This is a genomic window from Pseudomonas sp. LABIM340 (genome assembly GCF_040017195.2).
Classification (GTDB): Bacteria; Pseudomonadota; Gammaproteobacteria; order Pseudomonadales; family Pseudomonadaceae; genus Pseudomonas.
Genome location: NZ_CM200227.1, coordinates 209483 through 224231 on the forward strand (window position 1 = coordinate 209483; position 14749 = coordinate 224231).

The window sequence follows — 14749 nt, forward strand, 5'->3', positions numbered from 1 at the left end:
GCGCTAGTCGTTGCCCCGGCCGCGCAGGGCGTGGTCGGGCAGCGACAGGGCGATCAGCAGGGCCAGGGCGCCGAAGCCTGCGTTGATCAGGAACAGGTGCCCGAATACCCCGTCCAGCGTGAGCCGCTGCGCCTCGTGACCAGCTCCGCTGAGGCTGGCCAGCAGCGCGCTGGCCGACAGCCCGTGACCCGCCTCGCCCGCCAGCGGCTGCAGCATCGCCAGCAGTAGCGCCGACATCAGCGCGATCCCCACCGCCCCGCCCAGTGAGCGGAACAGGGTGATGTTGCTGGTCGCCACGCCCAGGTGTTTCGTCTCCACCGCGCTCTGCGCCGCCACCAGGCTGGTGGGGAACTGCGTGCCGGCGGCAATGCCGGTGAGCAGCATGCAGACGCCCGAGAGGAAGTACGCACTCGGCGGCGTCAGCGCCAGGCCGGCAATCGCCAGCGGCATCAGCAGTGCGCCACCGACGATCTGCGGCTTGTAGCGGCCGATGATCGCGGTGAGACGACCACAGCAGTACGCGCCGATCGGCACGCCCATGGCCAGCGGCAGCAGGTGCAGTGCGGCGCTGTCCGCGCCCGCGCCGGTCACCGACTGGAAGCGCAGCGGCACCAGCACCGACAGCGAGATCACCTGGAAGCTGGCGAAGAAGCTGATCAGCCAGCTCAGGGTGGCTGCGCGAATACCGAACAGGTGCATCGGCACCAGTGGTTCCGGCGCGCGGCGCTCCTGCAGCACGAACAGCGCGATCAGCACCACGGCGGCGAGGAACAGCGCGAGCATCTGCGGATCATTCCAGCGCGCGCCCTGGCCGACCTCGGTGATCGCCAGCAGCAGGCTGCCGAGGCCGGCGATCATCAGTATCGTGCCGAGGTAGTCGATCACCGGCTTGCGCCCCGGCACCGGCAGGCCGCGCAGGGTCTGGCGCGACACCGCGAGGGCGACCAGGCCCACCGGCAGGTTGATCAGGAACACCCAGCGCCACGACAGGTACTCGGTGAGCACACCGCCCAGAACCGGGCCGGCGATACTCGCCACCGCGTACATGCTGCTGAAGTAGCCCTGGTAGCGGCCACGTTCGCGCGGCGGAACGATGTCGCCGATGATCGCCTGACTCACCGACATCATGCCGCCGGCGCCGATGCCCTGCAGGACGCGGGCGAGCACCAGCTGCTCCATGCTCTGGGCGGCGCCGCAGAGCAGCGAGGCGACGGTGAACAGGCCGATGGCGAAGATCATCAGCACGCGGCGACCGTAGAGGTCGCCGAGCTTGCCGTAGATCGGCATGGAGATGGTCATCGCCACCATGTAGCCGGAGATGACCCACGCCAGCAGGTCGAAATCGCCGAAGCCGGCGGAGATCGCCGGCAGGGACACGGCGACGATGGTCTGGTCGAGCGCACCGAGGAAGATCGCCAGCATCAGCCCCACCAGCACGGTGCGGACCGCCGGACGCGGCTCGGACAAGGTATTCAAGGAAGGCCCCCTTCACTGCAGAGGTGCTCCGGCCGGGATGGGCGCGGGCGCGCCCAGTGTAGTGCAAGGCAGCGGCGAACTGTCACGCCTGCGCGATAGTTACCGGGCAGGAAAGGCTCTATCTCAGGGCTGACAAAGATGGTGAACGAAGCGCCTGCTAACCTTTACAGGCGAGCTATCTTGCCGAGCTGTCCTTTTTTGGAACGCAACCCGCCGGGGCGTACTCCACTGCAGAGGAATCGTCAGGTTCATTGCAGGGATCGGCGCCCGATAGTTTTTCGCGGGCCAGGCCATAGGCGAAGACTATGGAAGTGCTGGTCTATAGTTCTTCAGCCCTGTGACCAGGAGGTTTGCATGAAAGCCAATCTGCCCTCTGAGTTGCTGTCCCTGCAGTTGCCGCTGCGTATCCGCATCGGCGAGGCCCAGGCCTTCGACCTCGGCCCCGACCCGCAGGTAACTCTGGTTGTCCGCGATCCCACGCTGCTGACCGAGATCACCCATCCCAGCCTCGATATCCTCGGTCGCGCCTACGTGGAGGGCCGCATGGACATCGAGGGGCCGATGCAGGAAGTGATCGCCACGGCCGACGCCCTGAGCGCCGCGCTGGGCGATGACGACGACGATGCCGACTACGTGCGCAAAAGCCACGACAAGGCCACCGACGCCGAAGCCATCCATTACCACTACGACCTGTCCAACGAGTTCTACCAGCTCTGGCTCGATCCGGAGATGGTGTACTCCTGCGCCTACTACGAGACCGGCAACGAAAACCTGGCCAGCGCCCAGTTGGCCAAGCTGCGCCACCTGTGCCGCAAGCTGCGCCTGAAGCCGGGCGAGCAGCTGCTCGACGTCGGCTGCGGCTGGGGCGGGCTGGCGCGTCTGGCGGCGCGGGAGTTCGGCGTACAGGTGCACGGCATCACCCTCAGCGAGGAGCAGCTCAAGCTCGGCCGCGAGCGGGTCAAGGCGGACGGGCTGGAAGGCAAGGTGACCCTGGAGTTGCGCGACTACCGCGACCTGCCGCGTGACGGCCGCTACGACAAGGTGGTCAGCGTCGGCATGTTCGAACACGTCGGCCACGCCAACCTGGGCCTCTACTTCCAGCACCTGTACGACGCGGTGCGGCCGGGCGGGCTGGTGATGAACCATGGGATCACCTCCAGCAATACCGACGGCCGCCCGGTCGGGCGCGGCGCGGGTGACTTCATCGACCGCTACGTGTTCCCCCACGGCGAGCTGCCACACCTGTCCCTGGCTGTTTCGCGGATGAGCGAGGCGGGACTGGAAGTGGTCGACGTCGAAGGGCTGCGCATGCACTACGCGCGCACCCTGGACTTCTGGAGCGCCAACCTCGAGGCCAGACTGGCCGATGCAGCGAAACTGGTGCCCGACCAGGCCTTGCGCATCTGGCGCCTGTACCTCGCCGGCTGCGCCTATGGCTTCAAGAAAGGCTGGATCAACCTGCATCAGATTCTCGCCAGCAAGCCGCATACCGACGGCGGCCACGAAGTGCCCTGGAGCCGCCGCGACCTCTACGCCTGAGCCTGTTCAGGGATTGCCATCGGGCCCGGCTTGCCGGGCCCGATGCCGTTCCGGCGCTGAGCAAAAGGCTTGCATCGAGCGGCACGGGAGGCTAAACCCCCTTTCCCCACTGACTCTTTGGTAGATGAATCATGGTGAATTTTTTCCCGGACCTGTCCCTCGTCGAACTCTCGCCCGCGCAGGCGCCCTGGCCGCTGTTGCTCAAGGCCGACCCCAGCCGCGAACAGATCGAGAGCTACCTGCCCGATTCCCGCCTGCTGGCGCTGAACGAGGCGGATTGCGTGCGCGGCGTGCTGACGCTGACTCCCCGCGAGCCCGGCGTCGCCGAGATCACCAGCCTTGCGGTCGAGGACGAATGGCAGGAGCGCGGCCTGGGCCGACGCCTGCTGCTGGCGGCCATCGAGCAGGCGCGCGAGGCCGGCCTGCAGCGCCTGACCATCGCCACCGGCAACTCCAGCCTGGCCCAGCTCGGCCTGTACCAGCGCCTGGGCTTCCGCATCGTCGGCATCGAGACGGACCACTTCGTGCGGCATTACCCCGAGCCGATCTACGAGAACGGCATCCAGTGCCGCGACCAGATTCGTCTGGCGCTCGACCTCGGCGTCTAACCGCGCACCCAGCGACTCACCGCCACCGCATCGTGGGCGTGCAGGCTTTCCGCATGCACCACGCGCACCTCGAAGCCTGACACCTCTTCGCGCTGCACCAGCGCCCGGTGCAGCCGGCGTGCGGCGTCTTCGCAGAACATCAGGTTCTGCCCATTGGCCAGGGCGAAGGCCTGTTCGTCGGCGCGCTTCACTGCCGTCTGCACGGCAGTGCCGAGGGCGTCTTCGGCGTGGTCGATCAGCGCGCTGAAAGCGAATGCCTGCGCGGCCGGGTCGAGCCGCAGGTTCAGCTGTGCCTCGCTGCGCTGGCTGTGCGGCGTGGCGACTATGCCCTGCGGGCTGCCGAGCCAGGCGCGAACCTCGCTGGCCTTCAGCGGGCGGCCGGCGAAGTCGGCGTCGAAGCGCTCCTGGATCAGCTGGCGCGCCAGTGCCGCCGAGCACGGGCAGGTCGAGGAGTAGGGCAGGCTCAGGTGCAACTCCAGGTGCAGCGTATCGTCCTCCAGTTGCGCGTGGATCTCGCAGGCATAGCGCTTCCAGCCGCTCAGCGGGCTGACCAGCGCCGGGCGCCGCAGCAGCAGTTCGAAACGCAGCGCAAGGCTGGCGCGTCGGGACAGCTGCGCGTGGCTCCTGAGGAACTGCCTGAGCAGGTCATGCAGCAGCGCCGGTGAAAGCTCCGCATCCGCCAGCGCTTCCAGCGCCAGGTACAGCCGCGACATGTGGATGCCGCGCGCTTCGGCTTCGTCGAGGCTGACGCCGGCGTCGGCATAGGCGGCAACGCGCTCGCCAGCGATACGCAGCGGCACGGCGATGCCTTGCATGCCGACCCAGTCGAGCGGGATGGGCAGGCGGGTGGATTGGCAGGCGATATCGGGGAGCAGGGCGGTCATGGGCGGGTCACGGCTGGCAATTGTTATAATATAACGTATTTGCTTCCCGCCGATCCCGCAATGGCCGCGTCAGCGATCATGCTGCTTGCAACCGCTGACCCGGCCGCAGGTCAGTCGCCCACTGTCACCCGTGGAGCTGCTGAAGCGGCTGATGTTGGTCCAGCCAATACCGCGGCTGGTGCCGACCCACACCTGGCCATCGCTGGTCACTCCGCTGAAGAAGGTCAGGCTGCCATAGCGCGTGCCGGTCTGCGCCCAACGTCGTCCGCTGCTTGCCTCGAAACCGCGCAGGTAGGTGTCGTGGCCCTGGGTGGCGACGCTGTAGAGATTCCCCGAATCGTCCATGCAGGCGAGCACCGAAGCCGACCAGGCGCAGCGCGCCGGTTCCTCGCCGGGGAAGGGCAATGGCGCGGAACCGCTGGCGTGGGCGAAGGGGGCGAACAGGCAGAGCAGCAGGGCGCGGCGCAGCATTGGGGGTCTCGGGTGGCGGGTAAAGCAGGGCATCGGTATCGCACGTCGGGTGGGTATTGTCGAGCGTGAAAGGTTATAATATAACATAAAAGATCACTCCCACCCGGAGACGGTCATGACTGAACAGGAATTGCTCGCCCAGCCCGGCGAGGCCTACATGAGCGAGGCGCAACAGGGCTATTTCCGCGCACTGTTGCTGGACCAGCGCGACGAGCTGCAGGGGCGCATCGAGGAGGAGTTCCAGGCGCTGCAGGACACCGAGCGGGCCAGCGACGAGGCCGATGTCGCCAGCCGCGAGGAAGCGCGCCAATGGCAGCTGCGCCTGCTGGAGCGCGAGAAGAAGCTGCTCGACAAGATTGACCAGGCGCTGGAACGCCTGGCCCGGGGCGGCTACGGCTGGTGCGAGGAAACCGGCGAACCGATCGGTCTGCGCCGCCTGCTGCTGCGCCCCACCGCCTCGTTGTGCATCGAGGCCAAGGAGCGCCAGGAACGGCGCGAACTGCACGTCCGCGTAGCCTGATTTTCTGGAGCCCACCCGTGAACAGCCCCCTGAATGCATCCACCAGAGCGCCACTCCCCGTCACCGTCCTGTCCGGCTTCCTTGGCGCCGGCAAGAGCACGCTGCTCAACCATGTGCTGAAGAACCGCGAGGACCTCAAGGTCGCGGTCATCGTCAACGACATGAGCGAAATCAACATCGACGGCCGCGAAGTGCAGCGCGATGTCAGCCTCAACCGCGGCCAGGAACGCCTGGTGGAGATGAGCAACGGCTGCATCTGCTGCACCCTGCGCGAGGACCTGCTGGAGGAGGTCAGCCGACTCGCCAGCGAAGGCCGCTTCGACTACCTGCTGATCGAGTCCACCGGCATCTCCGAACCGCTGCCGGTGGCCGAGACCTTCACCTTCCGCGACGAACAGGGCCGCAGCCTGTCCGACCTGGCGCGGCTGGACACGCTGGTCACGGTGGTCGACGGGCTGAACTTCCTCGCTGACTACCAGGGCGCCGACAGCCTCGCCGAGCGTGGCGAAACCCTCGGCGAGGACGACGAGCGCTCGCTCTGCGACCTGCTGGTGGAGCAGGTGGAGTTCGCCGACGTGATCCTGGTGAGCAAGATCGACCTGATCGGCAGCGCCGAGCGTGACGAACTGCTGGCGATCCTGCGCCGGCTCAACCCCGACGCCGACATCCAGCCCATGGTCATGGGCCAGGTGCCGCTGGCGCGCATCCTTGATACCGGTCGCTTCGACTTCCAGCGCGCCGAGCGGGCGCCGGGCTGGCTCAAGGAACTGCGCGGCGAGCACCTGCCGGAGACCGAGGCCTATGGCATCTCCTCGGATGTCTACCGGGCGCGCCGGCCCTTCCACCCGCAGCGCTTCTACGACTTCCTCGGCCAGCCCTGGAGCAACGGCCGGCTGCTGCGCTCCAAGGGCTTCTTCTGGCTCGCCAGTCGCTACCGCGAGGCCGGCAGCTGGTCCCAGGCCGGCGGCCTGATGCGTCACGGCCTGGCCGGGCGCTGGTGGCGCTTCGTCCCGCGTGAACACTGGCCGCAGGACACCACCGAGCTGCAGGGCGTGCTACGTCACTGGCGCGAAGACAGCGGCGACTGCCGTCAGGAGCTGGTGTTCATCGGCCAGAACCTCGACTTCCCGCAGCTGTTCGCCGAGTTGGACCACTGCCTGCTGGACGACGACGAGATGGCCGCTGGCACCACCGCCTGGAAGCGCCTGCCCGATCCCTTCGAGCCCTGGGAGGCCGACGCCTGATGCTCGCCCTGGAAACTCCTACCTGGCCGCGCCAGGTGCTTGGCGACGATCCACAGGTGCTCGCCGAAGTGCTCAAGGAAGACGTCAACCTGGCCGTCTGGCAACGCACGCTGTACCCCGAAATCAGCAGCTTCGCCGGCTGGCTGGGGACCCAGGCGCTGGACCTGACGCAGAGCCTCGAGGTGGTCGATGAACGCGTCGAGCTGGGCGACCTGCTGCGCCAGTACGCCATGCTCGATGGCTGCACGCTGTTTCGCAGCGACCTGCAGTGGCTGGCCGAAGCCTTCGCCTGCCTGACCGGCGCCCAGCGCATCGGCCTGCGCCTGCGCAGCCTGGACAAGGCCATGTGTCCGCGCTTCCACGTCGATCACGTGCCGTTGCGCCTGGTCACTACCTACTCGGGCCCCGCCAGCCAGTGGCTGGAGGAGTGGGCCATTGCCCGGGCGCGGCTGGGCGATGCGGCGGCCGAACCGGTCAGCCGGGCGGAGATCCGCGAAATGGCCGCCGGCGACGTGGGGCTGTTCAAGGGTGAGAAATGGTCCGGCAATCTCGGTGCCGGCATCGTCCACCGCTCGCCGCTACCGGCGCCGGGTGAGCGACGCCTGTTGCTCACGCTCGACTGGCTCGGCTGAGGTTTCGCGCGGGCAAAAAAATGGGCCACCCGGGGAGAGCGGCCCAATTCACCAAGATCATGTCCGGCGTGGGGTGCCGGGAGGGTGTGAGGTACCCGACGCCAGTAAGCCCGAGCCGTGTGACAGGGCGATGACCGCTATTGCGGTTTGCGCCAGTGGCCGTTGCTCTGCTGTTCGCAGAAGGGCTGGAGGATGCGCGCGTCGCTGGCCACGCCGTAGTAGTGGATGTCCTGGCGGTAGGGCACGCCCTGGGTCTGGGCGTTCTCGCAGACACCGAAGGCGCCGCTGGGGCAGTTCTCGGCGTAGGTCACCTCGACCTTCTGGTCCTTGAGCTGCGGCTGGCAGAAGCCCTCGCGGAAGAGTTTTTCCGGGATGGTGCGGTTCTGCTGGCAGACCTTCACGTCAACGTCCTTGCCCTGGGTGTGCACCACGCAGGCCTCGCCGTGGGCGAGCAGGGGCAGGCAGGCGAGGGCGAGAGGCAGCAGCAGGCGCATGATCGATCCGGGTTGGCGAGAGAAAGCCGCGACTCTAGCGCTTTTCCCGGCGAGCGTCAGGCGGCACCATGGACGAATGTTGAAGCAGATCCCGACTCATCTCATCGCCGGCCCCCTCGGGGCGGGCAAGACCAGCCTGCTGCAGGACTTGCTGGCGCAACGCCTGGCGGGTGAGCGCTGGGCCGTGCTGGTCAACGAATTCGGCCAGGTCGGCCTGGACGCCGCGCTGCTGTCCCGCGACGAGGACGGCATCGCCCTGGGCGAAGTCGCCGGCGGCTGCCTGTGCTGCGTGAACGGCGCGCCGTTCCAGGTCGGCCTCGGCCGGCTGCTGCGCAAGGCCAGGCCGCAGCGAGTGTTCATCGAGCCCTCCGGCCTCGGCCATCCCGCGCAACTGCTGGCGCAACTGCGCGCCGAGCCCTGGCAGGGCGTGCTGGCGGTGCAGCCGCTGGTGATGGTGCTCGATGCCGCCGCACTGGCCGCCGGGCAGCCCTTGCCCGAGGCGCAGCAGCTGGCGCTGGGCGAGGCGGCGCTGCTGTTGATGAACAAGTCCGAAGCGCTGGATGACGCAGCGCGTAAGGCCCTGGCGGCATGCTTGCCGGAGCTGCCATTGCGCTGGACGACCCATGGCCGGCTGCCGCTGGGCGAGCTGCCGAGCGCGCCGATTGCAGCGGCGGGCGCTGATTTGCCGCAGGGCGCTTCGCCCATCGAACCGGCGATGCTGTTGCGTCGTGAAGCGCCGCTGCGCCAAGTGCGCGTCGAAGAGGGCCGACAGGCGGTCGGCTGGCGCTTCCACCGTGACTGGCGCTTCCGCACGGCCGAGCTGGACGCCTGGCTGGCCGGGCTTCCCGGCCTGTTGCGGGCCAAGGCGGTGGTGCACGGCGAGGCTGCCTGGGTGGCCTGCAACCGTACCGTTGGTCCGGCGCCGTGGACGCCCAGCGCCTGGCGCAAGGACAGCCGGATAGAGCTGATTCTCGCCGCCGAACTTGATCCACAGGCCTTGCAGGACGAACTTTTGCGCTGCGCCATCGCACCGATCTGACAGAGAAGGTTGCCCTCGCGTAACGAGTGAATGATAATAATTATCAGCAGATACTGCTTCGTGAACTCTTCCCGCAGGCTTTCTCATGTCGTTACCCCAACCGCGCAAAGCGGCGGACGCAAGTCCAGCCGTGGACGCTGAGGAACAGCTGTTCACTTCCGCCACGGCGGATGACGGCGCCCATTTGCCCAGCGTGAACGCCCAGCGCGTCAATGAGGCCACCCTGCGACTCGTCAGTTGTGCCGGTCCCCGCCGCGACGAGGAAGTGGTTCCCGAAGAGGTCCTGATTCCCTACGCCGCGCCGGTCGAAGGCGTGGAAGACGGCGAGCCGCCGCCGCCCCCCGGTGGCTGGTGGAAGTCCTCGGGCCTGGCGATCGCCATGCACCTGGCCATCGTCGCCGCGCTGGTCTGGGTGATGCCCACCCCGGCCGAACTGAATCTGGGTGCCGGCGAGATGCCCAAGGCCATGCAGGTGAGCGTCGTCACCCTGCCGCCCAAGCCCGAAGTGCAGCAGCCGCCCGCCGCCGCGCCGACTCCGCCGCCGCCGGAGCCCGAGCCACCGAAACCGATCGAGCCGCCCAAGCCGGTGGAAAAGCCCAAGCCCAAACCCAAGCCGCCCGAGAAGGCCGTGCCCAAGGTGTCGCCCAAGCCCAAGCCGAAACCCAAGCCCGAGCCGGACCCGGAGCCCGCCGAGGAAGCCGTCGCGCCGCCGACCCCGGCCGCACCGCCGCCGCCCGCCGCGCCCACCGTCGGTCAGTTCACCCAGGGCGCCCAGGCTGCGCCGACCGGTTCGCAAGGCCCCGCCGGCCTGCCCACCGGCAGCCTCAACGACAGTGATATCAAGCCGCTGCGCATGGACCCGCCGGTCTACCCGCGCATGGCGCTGAACCGGGGCATCGAAGGCCGGGTGAAGGTGCTGTTCACCATCACCAGCGATGGCCGCATCGCCGACATCCAGGTGCTGGAGTCCTCGCCGCCGCGCATGTTCGACAACGCCGTGCGCGATGCCATGGACAAGTGGCGCTTCGAACCACGCGTCAGCGGTGGCCGGATCGTCGCCCGCCAGGCGACCAAGGTGTTCTTCTTCAAGCTCGAGGGGCGTCGCTGACGGCCTGCCGAGCCAAACAAAAAACGCGCCCGAGGGCGCGTTTTTTGTTGCCGGGTGATCGGCCGGCAGGTGTAGATCGCGGGCATGGCCCGCTCCTACAGGGGCATCAGCGCCTTGCGCAGCAGCTCCAGCGCCTCCCGTGCGCCGCCTACGGCAATCTTCGCCGGCACGCCGAGCATCAGGTTGAGCGGCAGGCCGAAGCCCTCGATCTGGTTGCCGTCGCGGTCGCGGCCCGGCTCTTCGCCGTGCCACTCGCAGGGCAGGCGTTCCGCGCAGCTGCCGCCTTCGTCGATGTAGCCGAACAGCGGCTTGCCCAGCGCGGCGGCGTAGCCCAGTTCGAAGGCCGTGCCGCTGTCCGGCTCGGCGCCGCGGAAGGGGTTGAGATTGGCCAGCACCGCGTCGGCCTGGCGGATCAGGTCGAGGTTCGCCTGGTAGATCCAGCGCGCCTGCGCCACCGGCTCGACGATGCCCTCCGGCACCGAATGATCCAGCGGGTACAGTCCCTGCACGCCGAATTCGGCGCACAGGGCCTTGAGCCGCTCGCCCTGCTCGAAGGCATCGGGGAGGAACACGTCGGGGCCGGCGAGGTACAGCTTGAGCATGGTCAGAGTCCCATGAACGACAGCATCAGGAAGGTGGCGAACAGCACGAAGTGGGTCATGCCTTCGATGGCGTTGGTCTTGCCGTCATGCAGGTTGTAGCCGGCGACCATCAGGGTGATGAACATCATGCCGGTCTGCAGCGGGGTCATCGCCATCTGGATTGGCTGGCCCTTGAACAGCGCCAGCGCCTCGATCACCGGCACGGTGAGGATCACGGTGGACAGCGAGGCGCCCAGGGCGATGTTGACCACCGGCTGCATGCGGTTGGCCATGGCCGCGCGCAGGGCGGTGAGGATTTCCGGGCTGGCGGAGATCGCCGCCACCAGCAGCGCCGGCACGATCGGTGGCACGCCGCTGCCTTCCAGTCCGACGTCCAGGGCCTTGGACATCACCTCCGCCAGCGCGCCGATCAGCACCACGCCGAACACCAGCAGGGCCATGGACTGCTTGCTGTTGCCCGGTGCCTCGTGGCCTTCGGCGTGCTCGCCGTGGGTCGCGTAGTTGTAGCTGAAGAAGTAGCTGTGCTGGCCGGTCTGCATGCGCAGGAACAGCGCATAGAGCATGACCATGCAGCCGATGGTGAAGAACGAGTAGAGCTTCCACTGCTCGGCCGGGATCAGCTCCGGCACCACCATGGAAATGCCCACGGCGGTGAGGATCATGGTCACGTAGGTCTTGCCCGAGTCGTCGTTGTACGACTGCTCGCCGTGCTTGAGGCCGCCCAGCAGCGCGGCCAGGCCGAGGATGCCGTTCATGTCGAGCATCACCGCCGCGTAGATGGTGTCGCGGGCCAGGGTTGGCGAGTGGTTGTGGTTCATCATGATCGCCAGGATCACCACCTCCACCAGCACCGCCGCCAGGGTCAGGATCATGGTGCCGTAAGGCTCGCCGACCTTCTCCGCGAGGATCTCGGCGTGGTGCGCCACGCGCAGCGAGACGCCGATGATCACCGCCAGCAGCGCGGTGGCGGCGATCCCCGCGAGCATCTTGCCACCGCCCAGCAGGCTGTGCTCAAGCGGGTACACCGCAATCGCCACCAGCAGGGCGAGGAGGAGGAATTTTTCGTCTTTGAGCGCGCGCAGCATCGAGGGGATGTCCATTCCGTAAGAGGCGAGTGCGCCATCTTAGGCAATGCCCGAGGGCCGCACCAGCCGACGCCGGGCGACAGCGGGACGCGCCTCGCAGCTTTCGACGACCTGCCCGTCATCGGCAACTTCGCCTGCACCCTTGCCGGGCCGTGCGATAATTGGCCCGATTGCCTGAATAACGAGATCTCACCATGTACGACTGGCTCAATGCCCTGCCCAAGGCCGAACTGCACCTGCACCTGGAAGGTTCGCTGGAGCCCGAGCTGCTCTTCGCCCTGGCCGAGCGCAACAAGATCGCCCTGCCCTGGGGCGACGTCGAGAGCCTGCGCAAGGCCTATGCCTTCAACAACCTGCAGGAATTCCTCGACCTCTACTACGCCGGCGCCGATGTGCTGCGCACCGAGCAGGACTTCTACGACCTGACCTGGGCGTACCTCGAGAAGTGCAAGGCGCAGAACGTCATTCACGTCGAGCCGTTCTTCGACCCGCAGACCCACACCGACCGTGGCGTGCCCTTCGAGGTGGTGCTGCGTGGCATCCAGGGCGCGCTCAAGGATGGCGAGAAGCAGCTTGGCATCAGCCATGGCCTGATCCTCAGCTTCCTGCGCCACCTGTCCGAGGAAGAGGCGTTCAAGACCCTCGACCAGGCCATGCCGTTCCGCGACGCCTTCATCGCCGTCGGCCTGGACAGCTCCGAAGTCGGCCACCCGCCCAGCAAGTTCCAGCGCGTGTTCGACCGCGCCCGCAGCGAAGGCTTCCTCACCGTCGCCCACGCTGGCGAGGAAGGCCCGCCGGAGTACATCTGGGAAGCCCTGGACCTGCTCAAGATCGAACGCATCGACCACGGCGTGCGCGCCATCGAGGACGAGCGGCTGATGCAGCGCATCATCGACGAGCAGATCCCGCTGACCGTCTGCCCGCTGTCCAACACCAAGCTCTGCGTGTTCGACCACATGCGCGAGCACAACATCCTCGACATGCTCGAACGCGGCGTGAAGGTGACGGTGAACTCGGACGACCCGGCGTATTTCGGCGGCTATGTCACCGAGAACTTCCAGGCCCTGCATGAGCACCTGGGGATGACCCGGGAGCAGGCGCAGCGGCTGGCGCAGAACAGCCTGGACGCGCGGTTGGTGAAGTAAGGGTTCAAGGGGCGGCTCCGCTGCGGGCCTGCCCCTCACCCAGCATCGAATCTCCCCCAGAACACCCCGTCCCGATCTGTCCCCTCATCTGGCGCCCGCGACCTTTCGCACAACCCCTGCTACCCCTATAAGAACGCCTCTCCCACCGTCACGAGGTAGCAGCATGAACAGGATCGTCGCCATCACCGGCGGCTTCGGCCATCTGGGTAGCGTGGTCGGCCAGGCGTTCGCCGACGCCGGCTGGCAGGTCGCGTTGCTCGACCGCGCCGTCGGCCCGCGATATCCACAGGCCGGCGCGTTGTCCATCGGCGGCATCGACCTCACCGACCCTGGCGCCGCCCGCACCGCGCTGGAGCAGGTCAACGAGCATTTCGGCGGCCTGGACGCGCTGATCAACGTGGCGGGCGGCTTCCACTGGGAAACCCTGGGCGATGGCGACATCGACACCTGGGACCTGATGTACCGCATCAACCTGCGCACCGCTGTGGTTTCCAGCCAGGCTGCGCTGGCGCACCTGAAGGCGCGCGGGCACGGGCGCATCCTCAACATCGCCGCCGCAGCCGCCACCCGCGCGGCGCTGGGCATGGGCGCCTATGCGGCGTCCAAGGCCGGCGTGATGCGCCTGACCGAAGCGCTGGCGGAGGAGCTGAAGGACGCGCGGATCACCGTCAATGCGCTGATGCCGAGCATCATCGACACCCCGCAGAACCGCGCCGACATGCCCACTGCGGAATTCGACCGCTGGGTGAAGCCGGAGCAGCTGGCGGCGACGCTGCTGTTCCTCGCCTCGGATTCGGCGGCGGCCATTACCGGTGCGTGCATCCCGGTGACCGGCCGCGTCTGATTGCGCGGCTTCTGTAGGGCGCATAACCCGGCACGGGTTATCCGCCGGGCTGGCGGATAACGCTTCAGGCGTTATGCGCCCTACGTGTTCATCGGCGCCGGCGTAAACCTGTAGGAGCGGGCCATGCGCGCGATCGCGGGCATGGCCCGCTCCTACAGGGTGTCTAGGCTGCTCCGACGCTGCGCAGGAAAGCCGCCAGGCACGGGTTATCGTTGTGCGGGCTCCAGGCCGCGCCGTACTCCACCTGCGGCGACCGGCCGATGGCGCGGAAGGCCACGCCGGGCAGTTGCATGCGCCGCATCGAGTCCGGCACCAGCGACACGCCCAGCCCCTCGGCCACCAGGTTGACGATGGTTTGCTGCAGGTGCGTCTCCATACGTACCGCCGGGGCGAAGCCGTGCTGGCGGCAGCACTCCATCACCGATTCGTGCAGCGCCGGCGCGGTGGCCGGCGGGAAGGTGATGAAGGGCTCGCCGGCCAGCTTGGCCACGTCCAACTCGGGTTCCTGCGCCAAACCGTGCTCGGCCGGCAGCACCGCGCACAGTGGCTCGCGCTGCAGCGTGCGATAGAGCCGCTGGCCCGGTTCGCGTTCGGGGAAGGTCAGGGCGACGTCCACCTCGCCGCTGTCCAGTGCCGGGCCCAGGTCGCGCGGGAGCATCTCGTTGAGCACCAGCTTCACCTCCGGGTGGCCGTCGGCGAAGGTTTTCAGCAGGCGCGGCAGCAGCGTCCAGGCAGCCAGCATGGTGAAGCCGATGCGCAGCTCGCCGCGCTCGCCGCGTGCCGTAGCGCGTGCCGAGCGCACGGCGAGGTCGAGGCCGGCGAGCAGCGCCCGGGCCTGCTGCTGGAAGTCGCGGCCTGCGGCGGTCAGCTCCACCGAGCGTGAATGCCGGGCGAACAGCGGCGTGCCCAGTTCCTCCTCCAGCGCGGCGATCTGCCGGCTCAGCGGCGGCTGGGTGATGTGCAGTGCCTCGGCGGCCCGGCCGAAGTGCAGGTGCTCGGCGAGGGCGAGGAAATAGCGCAGCTGGCGGAAGTCGATCATCGATACGGTTTGGGTATGG

The 14749-nt window shown here is 67.8% G+C and carries 16 protein-coding genes; 9 read left to right on the forward strand and 7 right to left on the reverse strand.

Annotated elements, in window-relative coordinates; all coding sequences use genetic code 11:
• Window positions 1-3: 3 nt before the first annotated feature.
• Window positions 4-1422, reverse strand: a complete 1419-nt coding sequence (locus tag ABKS89_RS01010) for an MDR family MFS transporter (protein ID WP_348588879.1) — start codon at window positions 1420-1422, stop codon at window positions 4-6.
• 408 nt (window positions 1423-1830) lie between these two features.
• Between ABKS89_RS01010 and cfaB the strand changes: the two genes are divergently transcribed.
• On the forward strand, window positions 1831-3015 hold the full coding sequence (cfaB, locus tag ABKS89_RS01015; protein ID WP_138213290.1) for a C17 cyclopropane fatty acid synthase CfaB: 1185 nt from the start codon (window positions 1831-1833) through the stop codon (window positions 3013-3015).
• A gap of 131 nt (window positions 3016-3146) precedes the next feature.
• Entirely contained in the window at window positions 3147-3623 is a 477-nt protein-coding gene (locus tag ABKS89_RS01020) for a GNAT family N-acetyltransferase (RefSeq protein ID WP_138213289.1), read from the forward strand.
• Here the strand turns inward: ABKS89_RS01020 and folE2 are convergent.
• Together folE2 and ABKS89_RS01030 are read right to left on the reverse strand one after the other, a co-directional pair.
• Window positions 3620-4507 (reverse strand): GTP cyclohydrolase FolE2, encoded by an 888-nt coding sequence (gene folE2, locus ABKS89_RS01025; protein WP_138213288.1) that lies wholly within the window; start codon window positions 4505-4507, stop codon window positions 3620-3622. The two genes, ABKS89_RS01020 and folE2, sit on opposite strands and share 4 nt — an antisense overlap.
• 69 nt (window positions 4508-4576) lie before the next feature.
• Complete coding sequence (locus tag ABKS89_RS01030; protein ID WP_138213287.1) at window positions 4577-4978, reverse strand: hypothetical protein; 402 nt, start codon at window positions 4976-4978, stop codon at window positions 4577-4579.
• A gap of 115 nt (window positions 4979-5093) precedes the next feature.
• On the opposite strand from ABKS89_RS01030, the gene dksA reads away from it, so the two are divergent.
• The 3 genes from dksA to ABKS89_RS01045 are packed head-to-tail and all read left to right on the forward strand — an operon-like array spanning window position 5094 to window position 7374.
• On the forward strand, window positions 5094-5498 hold the full coding sequence (gene dksA, locus ABKS89_RS01035; RefSeq protein ID WP_138213286.1) for an RNA polymerase-binding protein DksA: 405 nt from the start codon (window positions 5094-5096) through the stop codon (window positions 5496-5498).
• A gap of 29 nt (window positions 5499-5527) precedes the next feature.
• A complete protein-coding gene (gene zigA, locus ABKS89_RS01040) occupies window positions 5528-6742 on the forward strand; it encodes a zinc metallochaperone GTPase ZigA (RefSeq protein WP_348588878.1) in 1215 nt (404 codons plus the stop codon).
• A complete protein-coding gene (locus ABKS89_RS01045) occupies window positions 6742-7374 on the forward strand; it encodes a DUF1826 domain-containing protein (protein WP_348588665.1) in 633 nt (210 codons plus the stop codon). The genes zigA and ABKS89_RS01045 overlap by 1 nt, the downstream gene beginning before the upstream one ends.
• Window positions 7375-7511: 137 nt before the next feature.
• Here the strand turns inward: ABKS89_RS01045 and ABKS89_RS01050 are convergent, their stop codons facing one another.
• Window positions 7512-7868 carry an NADH:ubiquinone oxidoreductase gene (locus ABKS89_RS01050; RefSeq protein ID WP_192294118.1) on the reverse strand — a complete coding sequence of 119 codons (357 nt, stop codon included), beginning with the start codon at window positions 7866-7868 and terminating at the stop codon, window positions 7512-7514.
• A 76-nt stretch (window positions 7869-7944) separates the two neighbouring features.
• Between ABKS89_RS01050 and ABKS89_RS01055 the strand changes: the two genes are divergently transcribed.
• Window positions 7945-8907, forward strand: coding sequence for a CobW family GTP-binding protein (locus ABKS89_RS01055; protein ID WP_348588664.1), 963 nt, complete (start codon window positions 7945-7947; stop codon window positions 8905-8907).
• 85 nt (window positions 8908-8992) lie between these two features.
• The gene (locus tag ABKS89_RS01060) at window positions 8993-10015 is read left to right on the forward strand and encodes an energy transducer TonB (RefSeq protein ID WP_348588663.1); all 1023 of its coding nucleotides are present in this window, start codon (window positions 8993-8995) and stop codon (window positions 10013-10015) included.
• Between the two features lie 95 nt (window positions 10016-10110).
• Here the strand turns inward: ABKS89_RS01060 and ABKS89_RS01065 are convergent, their stop codons facing one another.
• Window positions 10111-10617 carry a nucleoside 2-deoxyribosyltransferase gene (locus ABKS89_RS01065; RefSeq protein ID WP_348588662.1) on the reverse strand — a complete coding sequence of 169 codons (507 nt, stop codon included), beginning with the start codon at window positions 10615-10617 and terminating at the stop codon, window positions 10111-10113.
• A 2-nt stretch (window positions 10618-10619) separates the two neighbouring features.
• Complete coding sequence (locus tag ABKS89_RS01070) at window positions 10620-11702, reverse strand: calcium:cation antiporter (protein ID WP_138213280.1); 1083 nt, start codon at window positions 11700-11702, stop codon at window positions 10620-10622.
• A 194-nt stretch (window positions 11703-11896) separates the two neighbouring features.
• On the opposite strand from ABKS89_RS01070, the gene ABKS89_RS01075 reads away from it, so the two are divergent.
• Window positions 11897-12847 (forward strand): adenosine deaminase, encoded by a 951-nt coding sequence (locus ABKS89_RS01075; RefSeq protein ID WP_348588661.1) that lies wholly within the window; start codon window positions 11897-11899, stop codon window positions 12845-12847.
• Window positions 12848-13010: 163 nt separating this feature from the next.
• Window positions 13011-13691, forward strand: coding sequence for an SDR family NAD(P)-dependent oxidoreductase (locus ABKS89_RS01080; RefSeq protein ID WP_348588660.1), 681 nt, complete (start codon window positions 13011-13013; stop codon window positions 13689-13691).
• A 163-nt stretch (window positions 13692-13854) separates the two neighbouring features.
• Here the strand turns inward: ABKS89_RS01080 and ABKS89_RS01085 are convergent, their stop codons facing one another.
• Complete coding sequence (locus ABKS89_RS01085; RefSeq protein ID WP_138213278.1) at window positions 13855-14730, reverse strand: LysR substrate-binding domain-containing protein; 876 nt, start codon at window positions 14728-14730, stop codon at window positions 13855-13857.
• Window positions 14731-14749: the final 19 nt, after the last annotated feature.

Coding starts and splice junctions, on each gene's coding strand:
- ABKS89_RS01060 (WP_348588663.1), top strand. CDS start 8,993: ATGTCGTTACCCCAACCGCGCAAAGCGGCGGACGCAAGTCCAGCCGTG.
- dksA (WP_138213286.1), top strand. CDS start 5,094: ATGACTGAACAGGAATTGCTCGCCCAGCCCGGCGAGGCCTACATGAGC.
- ABKS89_RS01020 (WP_138213289.1), top strand. CDS start 3,147: ATGGTGAATTTTTTCCCGGACCTGTCCCTCGTCGAACTCTCGCCCGCG.
- ABKS89_RS01085 (WP_138213278.1), bottom strand. CDS start 14,730: ATGATCGACTTCCGCCAGCTGCGCTATTTCCTCGCCCTCGCCGAGCAC.
- ABKS89_RS01070 (WP_138213280.1), bottom strand. CDS start 11,702: ATGCTGCGCGCGCTCAAAGACGAAAAATTCCTCCTCCTCGCCCTGCTG.
- folE2 (WP_138213288.1), bottom strand. CDS start 4,507: ATGACCGCCCTGCTCCCCGATATCGCCTGCCAATCCACCCGCCTGCCC.
- cfaB (WP_138213290.1), top strand. CDS start 1,831: ATGAAAGCCAATCTGCCCTCTGAGTTGCTGTCCCTGCAGTTGCCGCTG.
- ABKS89_RS01080 (WP_348588660.1), top strand. CDS start 13,011: ATGAACAGGATCGTCGCCATCACCGGCGGCTTCGGCCATCTGGGTAGC.
- ABKS89_RS01030 (WP_138213287.1), bottom strand. CDS start 4,978: ATGCTGCGCCGCGCCCTGCTGCTCTGCCTGTTCGCCCCCTTCGCCCAC.
- ABKS89_RS01050 (WP_192294118.1), bottom strand. CDS start 7,868: ATGCGCCTGCTGCTGCCTCTCGCCCTCGCCTGCCTGCCCCTGCTCGCC.
- ABKS89_RS01045 (WP_348588665.1), top strand. CDS start 6,742: ATGCTCGCCCTGGAAACTCCTACCTGGCCGCGCCAGGTGCTTGGCGAC.
- ABKS89_RS01065 (WP_348588662.1), bottom strand. CDS start 10,617: ATGCTCAAGCTGTACCTCGCCGGCCCCGACGTGTTCCTCCCCGATGCC.
- ABKS89_RS01075 (WP_348588661.1), top strand. CDS start 11,897: ATGTACGACTGGCTCAATGCCCTGCCCAAGGCCGAACTGCACCTGCAC.
- ABKS89_RS01010 (WP_348588879.1), bottom strand. CDS start 1,422: ATGCTGGCGATCTTCCTCGGTGCGCTCGACCAGACCATCGTCGCCGTG.
- ABKS89_RS01055 (WP_348588664.1), top strand. CDS start 7,945: ATGTTGAAGCAGATCCCGACTCATCTCATCGCCGGCCCCCTCGGGGCG.